The organism is Streptosporangium saharense (assembly GCF_014203715.1).
Taxonomy (GTDB): Bacteria; Actinomycetota; Actinomycetes; order Streptosporangiales; family Streptosporangiaceae; genus Streptosporangium; species Streptosporangium saharense.
Window position 1 is genome coordinate 120558 of the sequence record NZ_JACHJP010000010.1, and the last position, 18918, is coordinate 139475.

General features: G+C 70.2%; 22 protein-coding genes. 11 read left to right on the forward strand and 11 right to left on the reverse strand.

The features are described from left to right. Positions 1-56 precede the first annotated feature (56 nt). A complete protein-coding gene (locus FHS44_RS32805) occupies positions 57-1211 on the reverse strand; it encodes an RtcB family protein (RefSeq protein ID WP_184721903.1) in 1155 nt (384 codons plus the stop codon). Between the two features lie 101 nt (positions 1212-1312). After that, the gene (locus tag FHS44_RS32810; protein ID WP_184721906.1) at positions 1313-1528 is read right to left on the reverse strand and encodes a hypothetical protein; all 216 of its coding nucleotides are present in this window, start codon (positions 1526-1528) and stop codon (positions 1313-1315) included. Positions 1529-2176: 648 nt separating this feature from the next. On the opposite strand from FHS44_RS32810, the gene moaA reads away from it, so the two are divergent. From moaA to FHS44_RS32825, 3 genes are read left to right on the forward strand one after another with little or no spacing between them, the layout of a single operon-like run. Then, the gene (moaA, locus tag FHS44_RS32815; protein WP_184721909.1) at positions 2177-3166 is read left to right on the forward strand and encodes a GTP 3',8-cyclase MoaA; all 990 of its coding nucleotides are present in this window, start codon (positions 2177-2179) and stop codon (positions 3164-3166) included. Further along, positions 3163-3738 carry a molybdenum cofactor guanylyltransferase gene (gene mobA, locus FHS44_RS32820; protein ID WP_184721912.1) on the forward strand — a complete coding sequence of 192 codons (576 nt, stop codon included), beginning with the start codon at positions 3163-3165 and terminating at the stop codon, positions 3736-3738. The genes moaA and mobA overlap by 4 nt, the downstream gene beginning before the upstream one ends. 51 nt (positions 3739-3789) lie before the next feature. Then, on the forward strand, positions 3790-4029 hold the full coding sequence (locus FHS44_RS32825; protein ID WP_184721915.1) for a DUF6457 domain-containing protein: 240 nt from the start codon (positions 3790-3792) through the stop codon (positions 4027-4029). Positions 4030-4199: 170 nt separating this feature from the next. Here the strand turns inward: FHS44_RS32825 and FHS44_RS32830 are convergent, their stop codons facing one another. Further along, positions 4200-4511, reverse strand: coding sequence for a DUF3099 domain-containing protein (locus FHS44_RS32830; RefSeq protein WP_184721918.1), 312 nt, complete (start codon positions 4509-4511; stop codon positions 4200-4202). Positions 4512-4584: 73 nt separating this feature from the next. On the opposite strand from FHS44_RS32830, the gene FHS44_RS32835 reads away from it, so the two are divergent. Then, positions 4585-4797: a dodecin gene (locus tag FHS44_RS32835; protein WP_184721921.1), complete on the forward strand. Its 213-nt coding sequence runs from the start codon at positions 4585-4587 to the stop codon at positions 4795-4797. A gap of 51 nt (positions 4798-4848) precedes the next feature. On the opposite strand, the gene FHS44_RS32840 is transcribed toward FHS44_RS32835, so the two are convergent. Beyond that, positions 4849-6216 carry a metallopeptidase TldD-related protein gene (locus FHS44_RS32840; RefSeq protein ID WP_184721923.1) on the reverse strand — a complete coding sequence of 456 codons (1368 nt, stop codon included), beginning with the start codon at positions 6214-6216 and terminating at the stop codon, positions 4849-4851. A 106-nt stretch (positions 6217-6322) separates the two neighbouring features. Beyond that, on the reverse strand, positions 6323-7822 hold the full coding sequence (locus FHS44_RS32845; RefSeq protein ID WP_184721926.1) for a TldD/PmbA family protein: 1500 nt from the start codon (positions 7820-7822) through the stop codon (positions 6323-6325). A gap of 77 nt (positions 7823-7899) precedes the next feature. On the opposite strand from FHS44_RS32845, the gene fabG reads away from it, so the two are divergent. Together fabG and fabI are read left to right on the forward strand one after the other, a co-directional pair. Then, a complete protein-coding gene (gene fabG / locus FHS44_RS32850) occupies positions 7900-8604 on the forward strand; it encodes a 3-oxoacyl-ACP reductase FabG (RefSeq protein ID WP_184721929.1) in 705 nt (234 codons plus the stop codon). 2 nt (positions 8605-8606) lie between these two features. Beyond that, positions 8607-9368 carry an enoyl-ACP reductase FabI gene (gene fabI, locus FHS44_RS32855; protein WP_184721932.1) on the forward strand — a complete coding sequence of 254 codons (762 nt, stop codon included), beginning with the start codon at positions 8607-8609 and terminating at the stop codon, positions 9366-9368. A 9-nt stretch (positions 9369-9377) separates the two neighbouring features. On the opposite strand, the gene FHS44_RS32860 is transcribed toward fabI, so the two are convergent. Together FHS44_RS32860 and FHS44_RS32865 are read right to left on the reverse strand one after the other, a co-directional pair. Beyond that, positions 9378-10526: a hypothetical protein gene (locus tag FHS44_RS32860; RefSeq protein WP_184721934.1), complete on the reverse strand. Its 1149-nt coding sequence runs from the start codon at positions 10524-10526 to the stop codon at positions 9378-9380. Between the two features lie 180 nt (positions 10527-10706). Further along, on the reverse strand, positions 10707-11651 hold the full coding sequence (locus FHS44_RS32865; RefSeq protein WP_184721937.1) for an aldo/keto reductase: 945 nt from the start codon (positions 11649-11651) through the stop codon (positions 10707-10709). Between the two features lie 65 nt (positions 11652-11716). On the opposite strand from FHS44_RS32865, the gene FHS44_RS32870 reads away from it, so the two are divergent. From FHS44_RS32870 to mshC, 5 genes are all read left to right on the forward strand, one after another. After that, positions 11717-12427 (forward strand): histidine phosphatase family protein, encoded by a 711-nt coding sequence (locus FHS44_RS32870; protein ID WP_184721940.1) that lies wholly within the window; start codon positions 11717-11719, stop codon positions 12425-12427. A 10-nt stretch (positions 12428-12437) separates the two neighbouring features. After that, positions 12438-13010: an Rv2134c family protein gene (locus FHS44_RS32875; protein WP_184721943.1), complete on the forward strand. Its 573-nt coding sequence runs from the start codon at positions 12438-12440 to the stop codon at positions 13008-13010. Then, positions 13007-13768: an Rv2133c family protein gene (locus tag FHS44_RS32880; RefSeq protein WP_184721946.1), complete on the forward strand. Its 762-nt coding sequence runs from the start codon at positions 13007-13009 to the stop codon at positions 13766-13768. Before FHS44_RS32875 ends, FHS44_RS32880 begins: the two co-directional genes overlap by 4 nt. Positions 13769-13835: 67 nt before the next feature. After that, a complete protein-coding gene (locus FHS44_RS32885; RefSeq protein ID WP_184721949.1) occupies positions 13836-14552 on the forward strand; it encodes an NRDE family protein in 717 nt (238 codons plus the stop codon). Positions 14553-14643: 91 nt separating this feature from the next. Further along, complete coding sequence (gene mshC, locus FHS44_RS32890) at positions 14644-15867, forward strand: cysteine--1-D-myo-inosityl 2-amino-2-deoxy-alpha-D-glucopyranoside ligase (RefSeq protein ID WP_184721952.1); 1224 nt, start codon at positions 14644-14646, stop codon at positions 15865-15867. 131 nt (positions 15868-15998) lie between these two features. Here the strand turns inward: mshC and FHS44_RS32895 are convergent, their stop codons facing one another. The 4 genes from FHS44_RS32895 to FHS44_RS32910 all read right to left on the reverse strand — a co-directional run bounded on the left by FHS44_RS32895 (position 15999) and on the right by FHS44_RS32910 (position 18723). Next, on the reverse strand, positions 15999-16202 hold the full coding sequence (locus tag FHS44_RS32895) for a cold-shock protein (RefSeq protein ID WP_184721955.1): 204 nt from the start codon (positions 16200-16202) through the stop codon (positions 15999-16001). 209 nt (positions 16203-16411) lie between these two features. Further along, positions 16412-16888: a peptide deformylase gene (def, locus tag FHS44_RS32900; RefSeq protein WP_184721957.1), complete on the reverse strand. Its 477-nt coding sequence runs from the start codon at positions 16886-16888 to the stop codon at positions 16412-16414. A gap of 151 nt (positions 16889-17039) precedes the next feature. After that, complete coding sequence (locus tag FHS44_RS32905; protein ID WP_184721961.1) at positions 17040-17687, reverse strand: hypothetical protein; 648 nt, start codon at positions 17685-17687, stop codon at positions 17040-17042. A 181-nt stretch (positions 17688-17868) separates the two neighbouring features. Continuing rightward, positions 17869-18723, reverse strand: a complete 855-nt coding sequence (locus FHS44_RS32910) for a PAC2 family protein (protein ID WP_184721964.1) — start codon at positions 18721-18723, stop codon at positions 17869-17871. Between the last annotated feature and the right edge of the window lie 195 nt (positions 18724-18918).

An 18918-nucleotide genomic window follows, 5' to 3' on the forward strand; every position in this document is an offset into this window, starting at 1 on the left:
CTGCGATCTTGCGGGAGAACGGCGGGCGGGGCAAGATCCCCACGCCCGCCGTACGGTCAACCCTTGTAGTTGAAGATCTGACGCAGGGTGTGCTGGACCTCGACGAGGTCCTTCTGGTCGGCCATGACCTGGTCGATGGGCTTGTACGCCTCGGGGTGCTCGTCCACCAGGGACGCGGCCCGGTCGGCGTTCCACGTACGGCCCCGCATCGCCTGGGTGAGCGAGTCGGCCGACAGCTCCCGCTTGGCCTTCGTCCGCGACATCCGGCGTCCTGCCCCGTGCGAGCAGGAGGTGTAGGACTCCACGTTCCCCAGACCGCGGACGATGTACGAACGGGTGCCCATCGAGCCCGGGATCACGCCCTCGTCCCCGGCGTCGGCCTTGATGGCGCCCTTACGGGTGATCCACAGGGACTTGCCGTAGTGCGTCTCCCGCTGGGTGAAGTTGTGGTGGCAGTTGATCGTGCGGACCCGCCGCCCGGCGCCGACGACGTTGAACAGGGCGTTGACCAGCACCCTGTCCATCCGGGCACGCGAGGCCATGGCGTAGCGCTGGGCCCACAGCATGTCCTCGATGTAGGCGGTGAACTCCGGCGTGTCCTGGACGAGGTAGGCCAGGTCCGGGTCCTCAAGGCCGACGGCCTGCTTCTTCATCATCCGCTTGGCGCCCGTGATGTGCATCGTGGCGAGCTGGTTGCCGACGCCACGCGACCCCGAGTGGAGCACGGTCCAGACCCGGTCACGCTCGTCGAGGCAGACCTCGACGAAGTGGTTGCCCGAGCCGAGCGTCCCGAACTGCTCGGCGACCTTCTTCTCCTGCCTGGGATTCAGGTCCGTGTACGGCAGGCCGAGGTCGTCGAGCGCCCGGTCGATGGACGGGTCGCTGTGTCCCTTGCCGACCCCGGCGGGGATGCGGCGCTCGACCATCGGCATCAGCGCGGCGAGGGTCTCCGGCAGGTCGGCGGCGGTGAGTGTCGTCTCGGTCGCCACCATGCCGCAGCCGATGTCCACCCCGACGGCGGCGGGGATGATGGCGTTCTCGGTGGGGATCACCGAGCCGACGGTCGCCCCGATGCCGACGTGCGCGTCTGGCATGAGAGCCACGTGTCCGGAGACGAACGGAAGACGGGCGGTGCGTGCGGCCTGCATGATCGCGCCTTCGTCGATCTCGCTGGCCCACGACAGCAGGTTCGGTGCGGGCTGGTTCGGCATCGTGTGAATCTCCTTGAACTGGCTGTTGATCAGTGTGGCGGTGCCAGAAAGGAAATCCCACTCATTTTACCGTTCGCCGGATTATCACCCGCATTCCTCGATCAGGTAGGCCTCTCCCTGTCTTCGTCCTCCGGGAGGTCGGGCCGCCGCCTCGAACGCTCAAGCCGGGACCTCCTGCTCCGCTCGGCGCGCAGGTTGGCCCGCAGCGTCCCCCGGAAGACCAGGACGACGGCCAGCAGGATCACCCCGGAGGCGATGAGGAAGGGAACGGCCTGGATCGCGTCCTCCTCCTCTGCGGGGTTCCACCAGTCGGCCACGCCGTACCCAGGTATGGAAACGGCGAGATTCGTCACACCGGCCGGGAGTACGGCGCGCGGAGTCGGCCCCGGGGGAATCCCGAAAGACGATTCCAGGATTTTTCCGGAAAATTCGTTCTTTGCCGCTTCCGGTGATGTTCCCCGGCCCGGGGTCGCGGCCCCTCCTACGGAGGCGACGGCGGGGCCGGAGAGCAGGATGGGGACGGTCATGAGCAGGGGCGCCACGAGGATCAGCGCGCGCAGGCGGTTGTCCGGTACCGGTCTCACGGGCTCCGGCTCCCTTCGCACTCCCGGGGTCGTCGCTACGGATTATGGGTGTGCCCTCCGGGATTTCCCCGGCGCGCGGAGGCCTTGGCACCAAAGCGTTATGCGATAATTAGACATATATCCATGAATCACCTGAATGCTTTCTTGTGATTTGTGTGGGATTTCGCGGCTCATGTGATGATTTCGGCAGGCGAGCCGCCCGGTCCTGACGGGGAGAGCGTTCCCAGTGTCTGGACATGTCATCCTTTTGAGGGCTTTGGAGGAATCAACCCCTCGACGGTGATGTTGTCGCCAGGAGGAGACCCGTACGGGATCCCGGCGGGTACCGGGCTTAGGCTTGGCCCCCAGCCGGAGCGGACAGATGTGAGGAGGTGACGACCCATGCTGCGGGACTCGTTCGGCCGGGTGGCGACTGACCTGCGGGTGTCCCTCACGGACCGCTGCAACCTGCGCTGTTCCTACTGCATGCCCCCGGAGGGGCTTGAGTGGCTGCCGAAACCCGAGCTGCTGACCGCCGACGAGATCGTCAGGCTGGTGACCCTCGCCGTGGAGCGGCTCGGAGTCACCGAGGTCCGCTACACCGGTGGTGAACCGCTGCTGCGCCGCGAACTGGTCGACATCGTTGCCCGCACCTCGTCCCTGCGCCCGGCGCCCCAGGTCTCCCTGACCACGAACGGCATCGGGCTGGTCAGGCTGGCCGCGCCCCTGGCCGAGGCGGGTCTGAGCCGGGTCAACGTCTCCCTCGACACCCTCGACCGTGAGACGTTCAGGAAGCTCGCCCACCGCGACCGGCTGCACGACGTGCTCGACGGCCTGGCCGCCGCCGACGCCGCGGGACTGCGCCCGGTGAAGGTCAACTCCGTGCTGATGCGCGGGGTCAACGACCACGAGGCCGCCGCGCTGCTGCGCCACTGCCTGGAGCGGGGCTACGAGCTGCGCTTCATCGAGCAGATGCCGCTGGACGCCCAGCACGGCTGGAGCAGGGAGAACATGATCACGGCCGAGGAGATCCTCGCCGCGCTGCGCCAGGACTTCGACCTGACGGACGCCGACCCGGGGGAGCGGGGCAGCGCCCCCGCCGAGCTCTTCCTGGTCGACGGCGGCCCCGCGCGGGTCGGCGTGATCGGCTCGGTCACCCGCCCGTTCTGCGGCTCCTGCGACCGGGTACGGCTGACCGCCGACGGCCAGGTCCGCAACTGCCTGTTCGCCACCGACGAGTCCGACCTGCGCTCGGCGATGCGCGCGGGCGCCAGCGACGAGGAGCTCGCCGAGCGCTGGCTGGCCGCGGTGCGGATCAAGAAGGCCGGGCACGGCATCGACGACCCGTCCTTCCTGCAGCCGTCCCGCCCGATGTCCGCCATCGGCGGATGACCGCGCGTCACGACGCCTGCGTCCTCGCGGGCGGTATGGCGAGAAGGCTCGGCGGCCGGGACAAACCCGGCCTGCGCGTCGGAGGACGCCCGCTGGTCGAGCGGGTCGCGGCGGCCGTCCCCGGCGCGGAGCGACTGATCGTCGTCGGCGCCCCCCGCCCCGGCCTGCCCGGCGCCGTCTTCCTGCGCGAGGACCCCCCGGGCTCGGGCCCCGTCCCCGCGCTGCGGGCGGGCATGACCGCGGTCACCGCCCCCTGGGTCGTCCTGCTCGCCGCCGACCTGCCGTTCCTGACGCCCGGACACGTCTCGGCCCTGCTCGACGCGGCCGAGGGAGCCGCGGGCGCGGTGCTCCTCGACGACGAGGACAGACCGCAGTGGCTCGCCGGAGTCTGGCGTACGGCCCGGCTCACCAGGGCGCTCGACGGCTACGAGGGACGGTCGCTGCACGGGCTGCTCGGCCCGCTCGAACCCGTCGGGCTCCGCCTTCCCGGCAGACCGTGGTTCGATTGCGACACGCCGGATGATCTGTTGCGTGCCGGAGGCGACGCGCCGGGCACGGCGGCACCGGCATGACCGCGTGGGCACCCCGCCCGCGCGCGGACGACCACGGACGAGGAGTGAGCGATGAACGTGCTGGCGGAGTGGACCGAGCTGGTCTGCCGGGAACTCGGCATCGACCCGGCGCGGGTCGACAGGGACGCCGTGCTCGACCTGACGAAGGAGGTCGCCCACGGGGTGGCGCGCCCCGCGGCTCCGCTGACGGCCTACCTGCTCGGACTGGCCCAGGGAGCGGGCACGGCGAACGAGGACACGCTTGAGCGACTAGTCGAGCTCGCGAAGAACTGGGAGAAGACCGAGGACTGAGGCCTGAAAAGAGAAGGGCGACGCCGGGTGGTTACGGGGGCAAACCACCCGGCGTCGCTTCATCGGCGTTCCGACGGGGGCCCGGAACGCCGGCACCAGTGCCCCGACGGGGGACCAGGGCACTTGCTTAAAGCGTACACCTCCAACCCCTGAGATGCGTCAAGAGTTAGTCACGACCCGATCTCGCGTCGGTGGCGTGGAATCTCGTTCTGGCTGTCATCCGTAATGTCGAAGGTGCTTTCCGCCCCGCGACGCGGTGCGTTGGCCCCGATCACGGCAACGTACGGTAAAAAGATCGCACCGGCGAAGAGCAGCAGCCGTACGGGCAGCGGGGCGGGCACGGTGAAGGCGAGGACGAGGCAGAGCAGCCGGATCCCCATCTTGATGAGGTAGTTCCGCTCGCGCCTGCCGATGTCCTCGCTCAGGGAGGGCTGCGCGTTGGTCACCTGGTGGACCTGCTGGCGTCTGTGCCATTTCCTCACCCCTCCAACCTAGACCTCGCCTCCGGCGAGGGTGAAAGCGCGTGCGACCATGGCCTTCGGCAAGGAGGTCGCGATGACGGATCGTACGTACCGGGTGACCGAGATCGTGGGCACGTCGGAGGAGAGCATCGAGGCGGCCGTGCGCAACGGCGTCCGGCGTGCCGCGCAGACCCTGCGTCACCTCGACTGGTTCGAGGTGACCGAGGTCAGGGGGCACATCGTGGACGGGGAGATCGGGCACTTCCAGGTCGGCCTGAAGGTCGGCTTCCGCCTTGAGGACACCTGACCTGAGACACCCGGGGCCGTCCCGGCGTGGGAGGACGGCCCAGAACGATCGTCAGCTTGCCTGGCTGACCGTCGACATGTTGAAGTCGGGGACCCGCATCGCGGGCATGACGGCGCGGGTGAAGTAGTCGCTCCACTCGCGGGGCAGGGTCGGCTCTGAGGCGCCGACCTCGGTGACGCGGCCGAGCAGGCCCACCGGGCTCTCGTTGAAGCGGAAGTTGTTCACCTCGCCCACGACCTCGCCGTTCTCGACCAGGTAGACGCCGTCACGGGTCAGGCCAGTCAGCAGCAGGCTCTGCGGATCGACCTCGCGGATGTACCACAGGCACGTCAGCAGCAGCCCGCGCTCGGTCGAGGCGACCATCTCGTCGAGCGAGCGGCCGTCCCCCGGCCCCGTCATGATCAGGTTGTCCGTCGCCGGGGTCACCGGCAGGTTGGTCAGCTCCGCCGAGTGCCTGGTCTGCAGCAGGCTCGCCAGCCTGCCGTCCGTGATCCAGCCGGTCGGCGCCAGCGGCAGCCCGTTGTCGAAGACCGAGCTCTGCCTGCTCGACGAGTGCGCCACCACGAAGGGCGCGGACTCGACGCCGGGCGCCCAGGGGTCGCTGCCCAGGCCGACGGGCAGCGGGCAGAGCGTGTCCCCGACGCGGGTGCCGCCACCTGGCCTGGAGAAGACCGTGCGGCCCTCCATCGCGTCCCTGGCCCCGGCCGTCCAGTACAGGTAGATCATCAGGTCGGCGACGGCCGACGGCGGCAGCAGCGTCTCGTAACGGCCCGCGGGCAGGTCGATCCGCCTCTTGGCCCATTCGAGCCGCGTGGCCAGCGAGGCGTCGAGCGCCGCCACGTCCACGTCGGAGAAGTCGCGGGTTGCCACCCCCGTCCAGGCCGAGCGCCGCATGTCCGGCGACTTGGCGTTCAGCTCAAGACGCCCCGTCGGCTGCGTGTGACGGAGCCTGGTGCCCGTCGAGGTGCCGAGGAAGGTGGTGGTGACGAGGTGCTCGGCGAAGCCGTACAGCCTGCGACCGCCCGCCTCGGCGGTGGCGAACGTCTCGCCGAGCGCCGGGGCGAAGCCGCCGAAGACCCCGATGGAGGTCGGCTCGGCGGCCTCCCGCCAGTCGGCGGACTGGGCGCCCTCGACCAGTGGTCTGGCGTCCTCGGAGGGCCTGGCGTCCTCGGCCGCGTGGTCGGCCGCCGCGACGATGTCGGCGAGCTGCTCGGGCCGGGCCGCCGCCCGCGAGACCACGCCCACCCCCCGCCCCGCGATCGAGATCACGGTGAGCTGCGACGAGCGGGTCACGCCGTTGGTCGTGAGCGTGTTGCCCGCGAACCGCAGGTTGGCACTCGAGGTCTCGTCCACGATCACGACGGTGTCGTCGGCCGTGGACAACTCCAGAGCCCTTTCGATGATTTCCTGGGGACTCATCCCACTCCTTGCCCGGTGGTCCGCAGGGGCGTCCCCTGGCGTGCGGTGTTCGTCGGCGCGCTCCCGCGGCCCTGGCCAGGGAACGCGCGCCCGTCTCCCCGTCGGCTCACGTGCCACTCTCCCGCAGGGTATTCAGCACGCGCACATCCCGGAAGAGCGCGGAGGGGCAACCGTGGCTGACCGGGGCGACCTGGCCGGGCTGGCCCTTGCCGCAGTTGAACGCGCCGCCGAGCACGTAGGTCCCCGGCCCGCCGACGGCCGCCATCGACCGCCAGAAGTCGGTGGTCGTCGCTTGGTAGGCGACGTCGCGCACCTGCCCGGCGAGCCTGCCGTTCTCGATCCGGTAGAACCTCTGCGCCGTGAACTGGAAGTTGTACCGCTGCATGTCGATCGACCAGCTCTTGTCGCCGACCACGTAGATGCCGCGTTCGACGCCGGAGATGAGCCCCTCGGTCGAGGGGCCCTCCGGGTCGGGCAGCAGCGAGACGTTGGCCATGCGCTGGATCGGGGGATGGCCGGGGGAGTCGGCGAAGGCGCAGCCGTTGGAGGAGCCGAGCCCTTTGAGCAGCGCCATCCTGCGGTCGAGCTGGAAGCCGGTCAGGACGCCGCCGGAGACGATGTCGAACCGCCTGGCCGCCACGCCCTCGTCGTCGTAGCCGATCGTGGCCAGGCCGTGCTCCGCGGTCCGGTCACCGACGACGTTCATCGCCCGCGAGCCGTACTCCAGGGAACCGAGCTGGTCGAAGGTGGCGAAGCTGGTCCCCGCGTAGGCCGCCTCGTAGCCCAGGGCCCGGTCCAGCTCGGTGGCGTGCCCGACCGACTCGTGGATCGTCAGCCACAGGTTCGACGGGTCGATGACCAGGTCGTAGCGCCCCGCCTCGACGGAGGGGGCGGCGAGTTTCTCCGCGAGGTGCTCCGGGATGAGGGCCAGCTCGCCGGGGAAGTCCCAGCCGGTGCCGGTGAGGTACTCGTAGCCGCGCCCGACCGGCGGGGCGAGGGTGCGCATCGACTCGAACCTGCCGTCCTCGGTCCGCGTCGCCTCGAACTGGGGGTGCACGCGCACCCGCTGCTGCGTGATGGAGGCGCCCGCCGCGTCGGCGTAGAACTTCTGCTCCTTGACCTGCATCAGCGAGGCCTGCACGTGATCGACCCGCGGATTCCGCAGCAGCCCCTCCGACCAGGCCGCCAGCAGGGCGACCTTGTCGCGCATCGGCACCTCGAACGGGTCGACGTCGTAGGCGGAGACCCAGGTGACCTCGGAGTGGACCGGCTCGGGGGCCAGCTCGACCGGCTCGCGGTTGACCGGCGCGGAGACGACCGCCACCTCGATCGCCTGCTCCGCGACCCGCGCGGCAGCCTCCGCGGTCAGCTCGATCCCGGCCGCGAACCCCCAGGTGCCGTTCTTGACGACCCGTACGGCGTAGCCGAGGTCGTCGGCGTCGGCCGACCCCTCGGGCAGCGCGTCGGACAGGTGGAGCGTCTCGGCGCGGACGCGCTCGAACCGGAAGTCGGCATGCTCGGCGCCGAGGTCGCGGGCGCGCTGCAGGGCCGCGTCCGCCAGCCGCCTCATCGGCAGGGCGAGGAAATCGGGATCGATCTGGCGCATGTCAACGATCCTAACCCTGTGATCTTGTCCCTCACGGACAAGAGGTTTACCGCCGGGTAGCCACTAGCGTCGGGTGCATGGCTCGATCTGTTCTCGTAACCGGCGGCAATCGCGGCATAGGCCTCGCGATCGCCCGTGAATTCGCCAGGGCCGGTGACGCCGTCGCCGTGACCTACCGCTCAGGGCAGCCCCCGGAGGGCCTGTTCGGCGTGCGCTGCGATGTGACCAGCACGGCCGACGTCGACGCGGCGTTCGGGAAGATCGAGGCCGAGCACGGCCCGGTCGAGGTGCTCGTCGCGAACGCGGGCATCACCAGGGACACGCTGCTGCCGATGATGAAGGAAGAGACCTTCACCGACGTCATCGACGCCAACCTGACCGGCGCCTACCGGGTCGCCAAGCGCGCCACGCGCGGCATGCTCAAGCTCAAGCGCGGCAGGATCGTGCTCATCTCCTCGGTGGTCGCCATGCTCGGCTCGGCAGGGCAGAGCAACTACGCAGCCTCGAAGGCCGGGCTGATCGGTTTCGCCAGGTCGGTGGCCAGGGAGCTGGGCTCGCGCGGCATCACGGTCAACGTGGTCTCTCCCGGGTTCGTCGAGACCGACATGACGGCCGAGCTCGACGAGGCGTATCAGGAGCAGATCCGTAAGAACATCCCGCTGGGACGCTACGCGAGCACCCAGGAGATCGCCCGCGTGGTCGGGTTCCTGGCGGGCGAGGACGCCGCCTACATCACCGGGGCCGTGATCCCCGTGGACGGCGGCCTGGGAATGGGGCACTGACAATGGGAATTCTCGAAGGCAAGCGCATCCTGGTCACCGGTGTCCTGACCGATGCCTCCATCGCGTTCTCCGTGGCCAAGCTGGCCCAGCAGGAGGGCGCGCAGGTCGTGCTGACCGGCTTCGGCAGGCTCAGCCTGGTCGAGCGCATCGCCAAGCGGCTGCCGGAGACGCCGCCGGTGATCGAGCTGGACGTGCAGGACACCGAGCACCTCGACTCGCTGGCCGACCGGGTCGGCGAGCACCTCGACGGCCTCGACGGCGTGGTGCACTCCATCGGCTTCGCCCCGCAGAGCTGTCTTGGCGGCAACTTCCTGAACACCTCGTGGGAGGACGTGGCGACCGCGCTGCACGTCTCGACCTACTCGTTCAAGTCGCTGGCCGTGGCCTGCCTGCCGCTCATGAAGGAGGGGGGAGCTGTCGTCGGGCTCGACTTCGACGCCAGCAGGGCCTGGCCGGTCTACGACTGGATGGGCGTCGCCAAGGCCGGTCTCGAGTCCTGCTCCCGCTATCTGGCCCGTGACCTCGGCGCGCACGGGATCCGGGTCAACCTGGTGGCCGCGGGGCCGCTGCGCACGATGGCCGCCAAGAGCATCCCGGGCTTCGCCGAGTTCGAGGACAGCTGGCCGGAGAAGGCGCCGCTCGGCTGGGACCTGCGCGACACCGTGCCCGCGGCCAAGGCCTGCCTGGCGCTGCTCTCCGACTGGTTCCCCGCCACGACCGGGGAGATCGTGCACGTCGACGGCGGCGTGCACGCGATCGGCTGACCCCGCCTCTCAGGCCGTCCTGTGCCGCTTCATCCGCAGCGGCTCAAGCGGGATGGACTTCTCGCTGATCCGCCTGACGTACAGCAGGCGGACGGCGAGGATCGCCGCGACCAGCAGCGTCATGGTGAACGCGGTGCCCAGCGGGTCGGGTGACCTGGTCGGGGTGACGGTCCGCTGAAGCTTGCGCATGACCGGGCCCGCGGGCCACAGGAGGTCGAGCCGGGGCGCCTCGGCGTCGACCACCGGCGGCTGGTCCTCCGAGCCGGAGGATTCCTGACGCCCGTCGGCGCGGTCACCACCTCCGTCGCCCCTCTCATCGGTCTCCACGGCGCGCCTGCGGGACTGCGCGGGGCGCACCGGCTCGTCCGTCAGCCACCGCGCGCTCTCTTCCGCGGGTACGGCCCCGCCATCGTGCGAGGGGGTGGGGCTCGGGGAGGCCTGCGGGGTGGCGCTCTCCTTGGGGGCCGCGTTCGCCGAGGTGCCCGCGCACCCGGGGGAGTCGGACAGCGGCGAGCAGGCGTTGCCCGGACTCTGGGGTGGCGCGGCGTCGGCGTCCCCCGCGTCTCCGGCGTCCTTGGGGTCCTTGGGATCCGGCGGGTCGCCCACGTCGCTCGCGTCCTCGGCGGCCTCATCCCAGGGGGTCATGAAGAGCTCGGGAACCGCCTCGGGGAGAAGGGCCTGCCGGGGCTGGTCCAGGATGCTCTCCGGGGCGAGCGCGCTCGCCTCACTGCTCTGCGCTTTCCCGCTTTTATCGTCTTTTTTAGGGTTATCGTCCTTCGGGTTTTTCCCGTCTTTCGTGGCGTACGACGGAGTTTCCATGGTCTGTCCGTAGCCGTCGTCACCGGAGGGGAGAACGTCGGGCGGGGGAGCGACGGCCAGTCCCTTCGCGGCACCGCTCACGGCACTGCCCAGAGCGTCGCCGACGAGATCACTCACACCGCCGCCCACGGTGTCGTTCAAGGTGTCGTTCAAGGTGCCGCTCACGGCGTTGTTCACGGCACCGACCGCCTCGCACAGGCCGTCGGTCACTCCGCCGAGAAGCCCGCCGCCCTCACAGTCACCCGCCCGGGCGACGGCGCTCACGGGGGTGGGTGCGACGGCGAGCAGCATGCCGCCGAGCGTCAGCGTTAGGGCGCCGACAGAGATCGCGGTTCGCAATTGTCCCCCTTGTGCATCGGTGACGGAACGTCGCTGACACCTGAGTGCCCCTCCTGTCACCATTGACAGTTTTGTGGGGAGGCCAGGGTTTTCCACGTAAAGTTGCCATTCGGTATCGAGTAGTGATACGCGAGATGGATTCTCGTTCTGTTCCGGCTCGCTTTCCTCGTTTCGCGTTCCTCAGTCCGCCGAGACGTCGTCGAGGGCCTCTCTGATCTCCATCGGCAGGACGAGGTCCTCCGACTGGAGCGCTCCTACCAGCTGGGCGCAGGTCCTGGCGCCGACGATCGCCGAGGCCACCCCCGGCTGGTCGCGCACCCACGACAGCGCCACCGACAGCGGGGAGACCCCCAGCCCCTCGGCCGCCGTCGTCACCGACTCCACGACCCGGCGGCACCTCTCGTCGAGGTACGGCGTGACGAAGTCGGCGAAGTGCGGGGTCGCCGCCCGGGAGTCGGCGGGGATGCCGGTGCGGTACTTGCCGGTCAGGACCCCCCTGCCCAGCGGCGACCAGGCGAGCACCCCGGCGCCGACGTGCTCGGCGGCCGGGATCAGCTCGCGTTCCGCCTCCCGCGCCAGCAGCGAGTACTCCACCTGGGCCGCGACGATCGGCGTCCTTCCCGGGACCGTCCGCTGGCTGACGGCCGCCGCCGCGAGCTGCCAGCCCGCGTAGTCGCAGACCCCGGCGTAGGCCGCCCTGCCCGAGGAGACGATGGCGTCGAGCGCGGCCAGGGTCTCCTCAAGCGGGACCTCCTGGTCGAAGGCGTGTAGCTGCCACAGATCGACCTCGTTCACCCCGAGACGGCCGAGGGAGGCGTCGATGGCCGCGATCAGATGTCTCCTGGACGCGTCGCGCGGCCTGGGCCCGGCGGGGGTGAGCACCGCCTTGGTCGAGAGCACCAGCTCGGAGCGGGGCACCGAGTCGCGCATCAGCCGCCCGAGCAGCCGCTCGGCCTCACCGCCCGAGTAGACGTCGGCGGTGTCGATGAGGGTGCCCCCGGCCTCGGCGAACGTCCGGAGCTGCGCCGCGGCCTCCTCTGCGGCGGTGTCACGTCCCCACGTCATCGTCCCCAGCCCGAGGCGGGACACCGACAGGCCGCTGCGGCCCACATAGCGCTGCTCCATGATCCGGCCAGGTTACCGCCCGGCCGGTTAAAAGTAGTGGAGCGAGGCCTGCAAGACTTGCCCGCGTGACGACCCTGTTGCTGGCCAGACACGGCCTGACCCACCTCACCGGCCCCGTGCTGGCGGGCTGGACGCCGGACCTCCACCTCAGCGAGGCGGGACGCGCCCAGGCCGAGGCACTGGCCGTACGGCTGGGCCCGCTGGAGCTGGACGCGATCGTCTCCAGCCCGCTGGACCGCTGCCTGGAGACCGCCGGGGCCGTGGCCGCCGGGCGTGAGACCGAGGTGGTGACCGACGAGCGGTTCGGGGAGTGCCGCTACGGCGACTGGACCGGCCGCCCGATCGCCGAGCTGGCCAAGGACCCCCTGTGGCGGGTCGTGCAGAGCCACCCGAGCGCCGTGACCTTCCCCGGAGGAGAGTCGCTGGCCGCCGTGCAGCACCGGGCGGTGGCCGCGGTCAGGGAGTGGAACGAACGGCTCGGCCCCAGGGGCGTCTACCTCGTCTGCAGCCACGGGGACGTGATCAAGGCCATCGTGGCGGACGCGATGGGGCTGCACCTGGACCAGTTCCAGCGGATAACCGCCGATCCCGCCTCGCTCACCGCGATCCGCTACACCCCCCTGCGCCCCTTCGTGCTCAGGCTCAACGACCTGGGTGGCGAGGTCACCGGCCTGCGGCCTCCGGAGGAGCCGCAGGAGGGGGCGGAGGAGAAGGGCGGGGGACAAAACCTCACCGAGAGCGACGCCGCGGTCGGCGGCGGCGCCGGGACCACGTAAGGTCGGGGCTATGCCGGTCTTCGACTACGACCCACCCGAGAGATTCGTGGCCGGTGCCGTGGGGCAACCGGGATCACGAGCGTTCTTCCTGCAGGCCCGCGGGCAGGGTCGGCTGACCACGGTCGGGCTGGAGAAGTTCCAGGTCGCCGCGCTGGCCGACCGCCTCGACGAGCTGCTCGACGAGGTGCTGCGGCGCGGCGGAACCCAGGTGCCCGCGACCGCCCCCGTGGCGCTGACCGACAACGACCCGCTCGACGTGCCCATCAGCGAGGACTTCAGGGTCGGCGCCATGGCCCTGGCCTGGGACGCGGACACCGCCCAGGTGGTCATCGAGGCGCAGGAGGCCGTCGCGGAGGAAGAGGAGGAGTTCGAGCCCTCCCCGCTGCTGGAGCCCGCCGTGCTGCGCGTGCACATCAGCCCGGCCGCCGCCAGGGCCTTCACCAGGCGCGCCATGGCCCTGGTCGCCGCAGGACGCCCACCGTGCCCGTTGTGCGGCCAACCTCTCGATGCGGACGGGCATATTTGCGTGCGCCTCAACGGTTACCGGGGTAGGAGCGCTTCACAGGCAGAAGGAGGCGAATGAGTGCCGAGGGCGAGTTCACGCTGAGCGCGACTCCCATGGCGGGACTGGACGACGAGACCGCTCTGCGTCTGCTCCGCGACGGACACCTGGAGGTCGAGGGCCGTCTGGTCGAGGCGAGCAACATGACGCTCTACTGTTCGGTACGGCTCGGCGGCCTGTCCGCCGCCTGCGTGTACAAGCCGGTGCGCGGGGAGCGCCCGCTGTGGGACTTCCCCGACGGCACCCTCGCCTCCCGTGAGGTGGCCGCCTTCGAGGTCTCCGCGGCCACCGGCTGGCGGATCGTCCCGCCGACCGTCTACCGCGACGGCCCGTTCGGCCCCGGGATGTGCCAGCTGTGGATCGACGCCGACCCCGACGTGGATCTGATGGTCCTCATCCGCAGTCGCCAGCCCTCCCTGCGGCGGATGGCGGTCTTCGACGCCGTCGTCAACAACGCCGACCGCAAGGGCGGCCACCTGCTGCCGCTGCCGGACGGGCACATCCACGGCGTCGACCACGGGGTCTGCTTCGCCACGGAGAACAAGCTGCGCACCGTGCTGTGGCAGTGGCGCGGCAAACCGCTGTCCCGCGAGGCCGTGAACGTCCTGGCCCGCCTGGAACGCGACCTGGAGCAGGGGAGTCTCGGCCGCCGCCTGCGCGAGCTGCTGACCCCCGCCGAGGTCGAGGCGACCGGCGCCCGGGTCCGTAAGCTCCTCGACACCGGACTGCACCCTCTGCCCTCCCAGGACTGGCCCGCCATTCCCTGGCCGCCGATCTAGACCCGGTCCGCGAGGACCCCCGACCCCGCCATGGGCCGTCCTTCTCCGGAGGCGTAGCCTGCCGGGCATGTGCACGGTTGTGGTTAGCGTCGATCCTGGCGCCGAGGTCCCCCTGATCATGGTCGGAGTGCGTGACGAGTTCGTCGAGCGGCCATGGTCGCCCCCGGCCCCCTACTGGCCCGGCCTGCTCGGTGGACGTGACCTCCTCGCGGGCGGCACCTGGCTCGCCGTACACCCCGGATCCGGGAGGATCGCCGCGCTGGTCAACGGACAGGGCCTGCTCGCCCCGCAGGAGAGCAGGATCTCGCGCGGGGAGCTGCCGTTAAGGGCCGCGGCGGAGGGTGGCCTGACCGGTCTCGACCCGGTGAGCTACGACCCCTTCCACCTGATTCTGGCCGAGCGGACGGGAGCCCGTATCTGGCACTGGGACGGGACCGCCCTGTGGGAGGAGGAGCTTCCCCGGGGGACGCACATGATCGTCAACAGCGGCTGGGAGCGCGGCGAGGAGAACGAGCGGGTCGCCTTCTTCCGCCCGCTGTTCGCCAAGGCCGGCAGACCGGAGACCCTCGACGGCCCCTGGCGGGAGTGGCGGGAGCTCTCCACCGGGGCCGGTCTGCCCAGGGACGACCCCAGAGCCATGGTCATCCGGCACGAACTGCCCGACGGGCGCGTCTTCGGCTCGCTGTCGGTCTCCCTGCTCGGGCTGTCCGCCCAGGGCGTCCGCTACGACTTCACCGGCGATCCGCAGGACCCGGAGGCCTTCCACCGCGTCCTGCCGGAATGATCCACCGGGTCGCCGAGGTTGAGAAAGTACCCCGTACCACCCACCGTCCCTGCCTGATGGGGACGGTCTGTCTGCTGGATAGGCTCATCACATGAGATCGTGGTCTGCGCCGAAGGTCCCTCGGCTTCCCGGTGCCGGTGTCCCGCTGCGGTTGTTCGACACCGCCGCGGGAGAGACCGGCCTCACCAGGCCGGGCCCGACGGCGCGGATGTACGTCTGCGGCATCACGCCGTACGACGCCACCCACCTCGGGCACGCCAACACCTACCTCGCCTTCGACCTGGTCAACCGCGCCTGGCGGGACGCCGGGCACGAGGTCCACTACACCCAGAACGCCACCGACGTCGACGACCCCCTCCTTGAGCGGGCGGAGCAGACCGGTGTCGACTGGCGCGAGCTGGCCGAGCGTGAGATCGAGCTCTTCAGGACCGACATGGAGGCGCTGCGCATCCTCCCGCCGCGCGAGTACGTCGGGGTGACCGAGGTCGTCGACCAGGTCGCCGAGCTGATCGAGCTCCTGCGCGACAAGGGCGCGACCTACGAGCTCGACGGCGACGTCTACTTCGACGTCTCCGCGGCCCCCAAGTTCGGCGCCGTCTCCGGATACCCGGAGGCGCTGATGCTCACCCTGTCCCGCGAACGCGGCGGCGACCCGGACAGGCCCGGCAAGAAGCACCCGCTCGACTGGCTGCTGTGGCGCGCCGAGCGCCCCGGGGAGCCCGCCTGGCCCTCACGCCTCGGCAGGGGCAGGCCGGGCTGGCACATCGAGTGCACCGCGATCGCGCTGGCCAACCTGGGCAGCGGGTTCGACGTCGCGGGTGGCGGCTCCGACCTGATCTTCCCGCACCACGAGTGCGGCGCCCACGAGGGGCACGTGGCCTGCGGCGAGTGGCCCTTCGCCAGGGCGTACGTCCACGCCGGCATGGTCGCCCTCGACGGCGAGAAGATGTCCAAGTCCAAGGGCAACCTGGTCTTCGTCTCCAGGCTCCGCCAGCAGACCGACCCGATGGCCATCCGGCTGGCCCTGCTGGCCCACCACTACCGCGCCGACTGGGAGTGGACCTCCGGTCAACTGGCCTCGGCGGAGGTACGGCTGGCCCGCTGGCGCTCGGCGACCGGGCTGCAGACGGGCCCGGACGCGCGCGGCCTGCTCGACGAGGTCAGGGCCAGGATCGCCGACGACCTCGACACCCCGGGGGCGCTGGCGCTGATCGACGACTGGGCGGAGCGGGCGCTGGCGGACGGCGGCACCGACCCGGGCGCACCCGGGCTGGTCAGGGACCTCACCGACGCGCTGCTCGGCGTCAGGCTCTGAGCGCGCCCCTCACGGAAGGCTCCGTCGGGAGAAAACGTGCGGGCCCGCGCCGCGGAGAGGCGGCACGGGCCCGGACCGGGACGTTTGACCGAAAAGGATCCGAAGCCCCGGCTGAAGACATGAGGTACGGGTCAGACGATCCGGACCTGGTCGGCCTGCAGGCCCTTCTGGCCCTGCGTGATGACGAAGCTGACCCGCTGGTTCTCCTCCAGGGAGCGGTAGCCCCCGGAGTCGATGGCCGAGTAGTGCACGAACACATCGGCGCCACCGTCATCCGGCGCGATGAATCCGAAACCCTTTTCGGCGTTGAACCACTTCACGGTGCCTTCGGACAAAACTACTTCTCCTCGTCGGGAGCCTCACCGGACCGCCAAGCCGGCGGTTCGGGGCTGCGTTGCGGGCCTTGTCTGCACCCGCTAGAACCATCGGGAGAAACCGTAAAGCCCGCCGTCGGCGGACCTCATCGAGCACTTGAGATGATAAGGCTTGCTGAGACTACGACTGCAACCGGGCGACCTTATCAGAATGATTACCCGCTGACAAGTCATGAGTTGGCGGCGAAGAATCGTTCCTGTTCCTCGGCGGGAAGGTGGTCCACGAAGAGGACGCCGTCGAGGTGGTCGGCCTCGTGCTGCAGGACCCGGGCGAGCGTCCCCAGGGCACGGACGGTCACGGGCTTGCCGAACATGTCGCGGCCCCTGGCCGTGACCATGTAGGAGCGTTCCAGCGGCCACCACAGACCGGGCGCGGAAAGACACGCCTCGTCGGCCGTGATCCTGCGCTCCGACGCCTCGATGCGCGGGTTGACCAGGTGCCCCGACCTGCCGTCCGACTCGTAGACGAGGACCCGCAGCGGGACGCCGATCTGCGGGGCGGCCAGACCGGCGCGGCCCGCGCCCGCGCGCAGTGTCGCCTGGAGCGACTTGACCAGGCCGCGCAGCTCACGGTCGAAGTCGGTCACCGGCTCGGACACGGTCCTGAGCACCGGGTCGGCGAACAGTCGGATCGGCTGGACGGCCACACGCACTCCCCGGGGCGACGGACGGACACGCACACGATTCCCATTGTCGCCTCCGGCCAACCCCCCGCGGGGCCGCTTCGCCGTACGAGAAAAGTGCTGTGCCGTACGGAAAGAAGCCGTATGTGCCGGACAGGAGAGCCGGCACAGGGGATCACTCGGGTGTCGTGTCCGGCGGGGTGTCGCCGGGGGCGCGCTCCAGGCGCAGCTCGCGGATGATCTCCTCGGCGCTGTCGTCGCGCGACGGCAGGAAACCGGTGCCGACGAACATCTCGTAGTAGGCGTGGCGGAAACATCCGGCCAGCAGCAGCCGGGCGCTGGCCAGCGGGTCCGCGTCGGCCGAGATCCGGCCGATCCGCTGCTCGGCCGCGAGGTACTCCGCCAGGGGGACGACCTCGGACATCGGGCCCATCTCGCTGTCACGCATCGCCTCGCGGAAGCGGACGGTGACCGAGGGGGAGGTGAACGCGGGCAGTGCCGCGGCCTGGACCTCCAGGTAGTAGTCGATGCCCGCCCTCGCGATGGGCAGCAGGTTGTCGTTCACCCGCCCCTTGCCGACGAGATACATCAGGTCGTCGAGAATGCGCAGCCAGACCGGGAGCCGGTCCTGCAGCAGGGCGAGGAACATGTCCACCGCCTGCCCCGGGGTGGTGCCCCGGACCCGTGGGTACGAAGGGGCGTTCTCACCGTCCTCACGTTTCATGATTACGGCCATCTCAAGGACGCGGCGTCGCGCCTCCTGTGCCTTCTGGTGCGGGTCGAGCTGTGGAGTGGCCATGATCGCCCTAACGTGCGCTGTCACGTGGACAATGTTCGGCGCGGTGACGGGCCCGTTCACCGGTGTTTACAGGACGGTGTTTCTTGTGGTCTGCGAGCCAGTCTTCCAACCCGGTACGACCCGAAGGAAGACCTGGATGGTCACCGATTATCACTCTAAATCAGTGGAGAAAGGAGTAAACAATTATAACTATGTCGCGCGCGTCTCAGCCATCGCCGTCGCGATCTCTGCGGCGGAGATAACGTTCGAACTCCGCGGCGATGGCGTCGCCGCTCGCCTCGGGCAGCTCGGCGGCGTCCTTGCGCTCCTCAAGCTCCTTGACGTAGTCGGCCACCTCGCTGTCCTGCGAGGCCAGCTCGTCCACGCCGTGCTCCCAGGCCCGCGACTCCTCGGCCAGGGCGCCCATCGGCATCGGGATGTCGAGCAGGTCCTCCATCCGGCTCAGCAGCGCCATGGTGGCCTTGGGGTTGGGCGGCTGCGCCACGTAGTGCGGCACGGAGGCCCACAGTGAGACCGCGTGCACCCCGGCGTTGCCGAGGGCGTGCTGGAGCACGCCGACGATGCCGGTCGGCCCCTCGTAGCGGTTCAGCTCCAGGTTGATCGCCCTGGCCAGGCCCTCGTCGGTCGCGGAGCCGACGATCGGCACCGGCCGGGTGTGCGGGGAGTCGTTGAGGAGAGCGCCGAGCAGCACGGCCAGCTCGACGCCGAGCTCGCGGCAGATCCCGACCAGCTCCTCGCAGAAGGAGCGCCAGCGCATATTGGGCTCGATGCCGCGCACCAGCACCACGTCGCGGTCGGCGCCGGGCGGACGGGCGAAGGACAGCCGGGTCGTCGGCCACGTGATGGACCTGGTCAGGCCCTCACCCATCTCCACGATGGGGCGCGTCACCTGGAAGTCGTAGTACTCCTCCGGATCGAAGGAGACCAGCGGGGTGGCCTTCCACTCCTCCTCAAGGTGTGCGATCACTCCGCTCGAAGCCTCGCCCGCGTCGTTCCACCCCTCGAACGCGGCGATCAGCACCGGGTCGACGAGCTCGGGTAGACCTTCGAGTTCGATCACGCGCGGCCTCCTCCTGGTTTCCTCGCCGTACTGTCTATCCCGCTAAGCCTATGCTGTGAGGCGGCCTTTACGTCACCTTCCCTGGGCGGTGCGCACGATCAGGACGGCCACGGCGCGTCCGCCTCACACGCCCCGAGACGCCCCGGTTGTCCCATGGTGTACGGCGGTGGCCAAAGGGGCCCAAGTAGTCTTGTG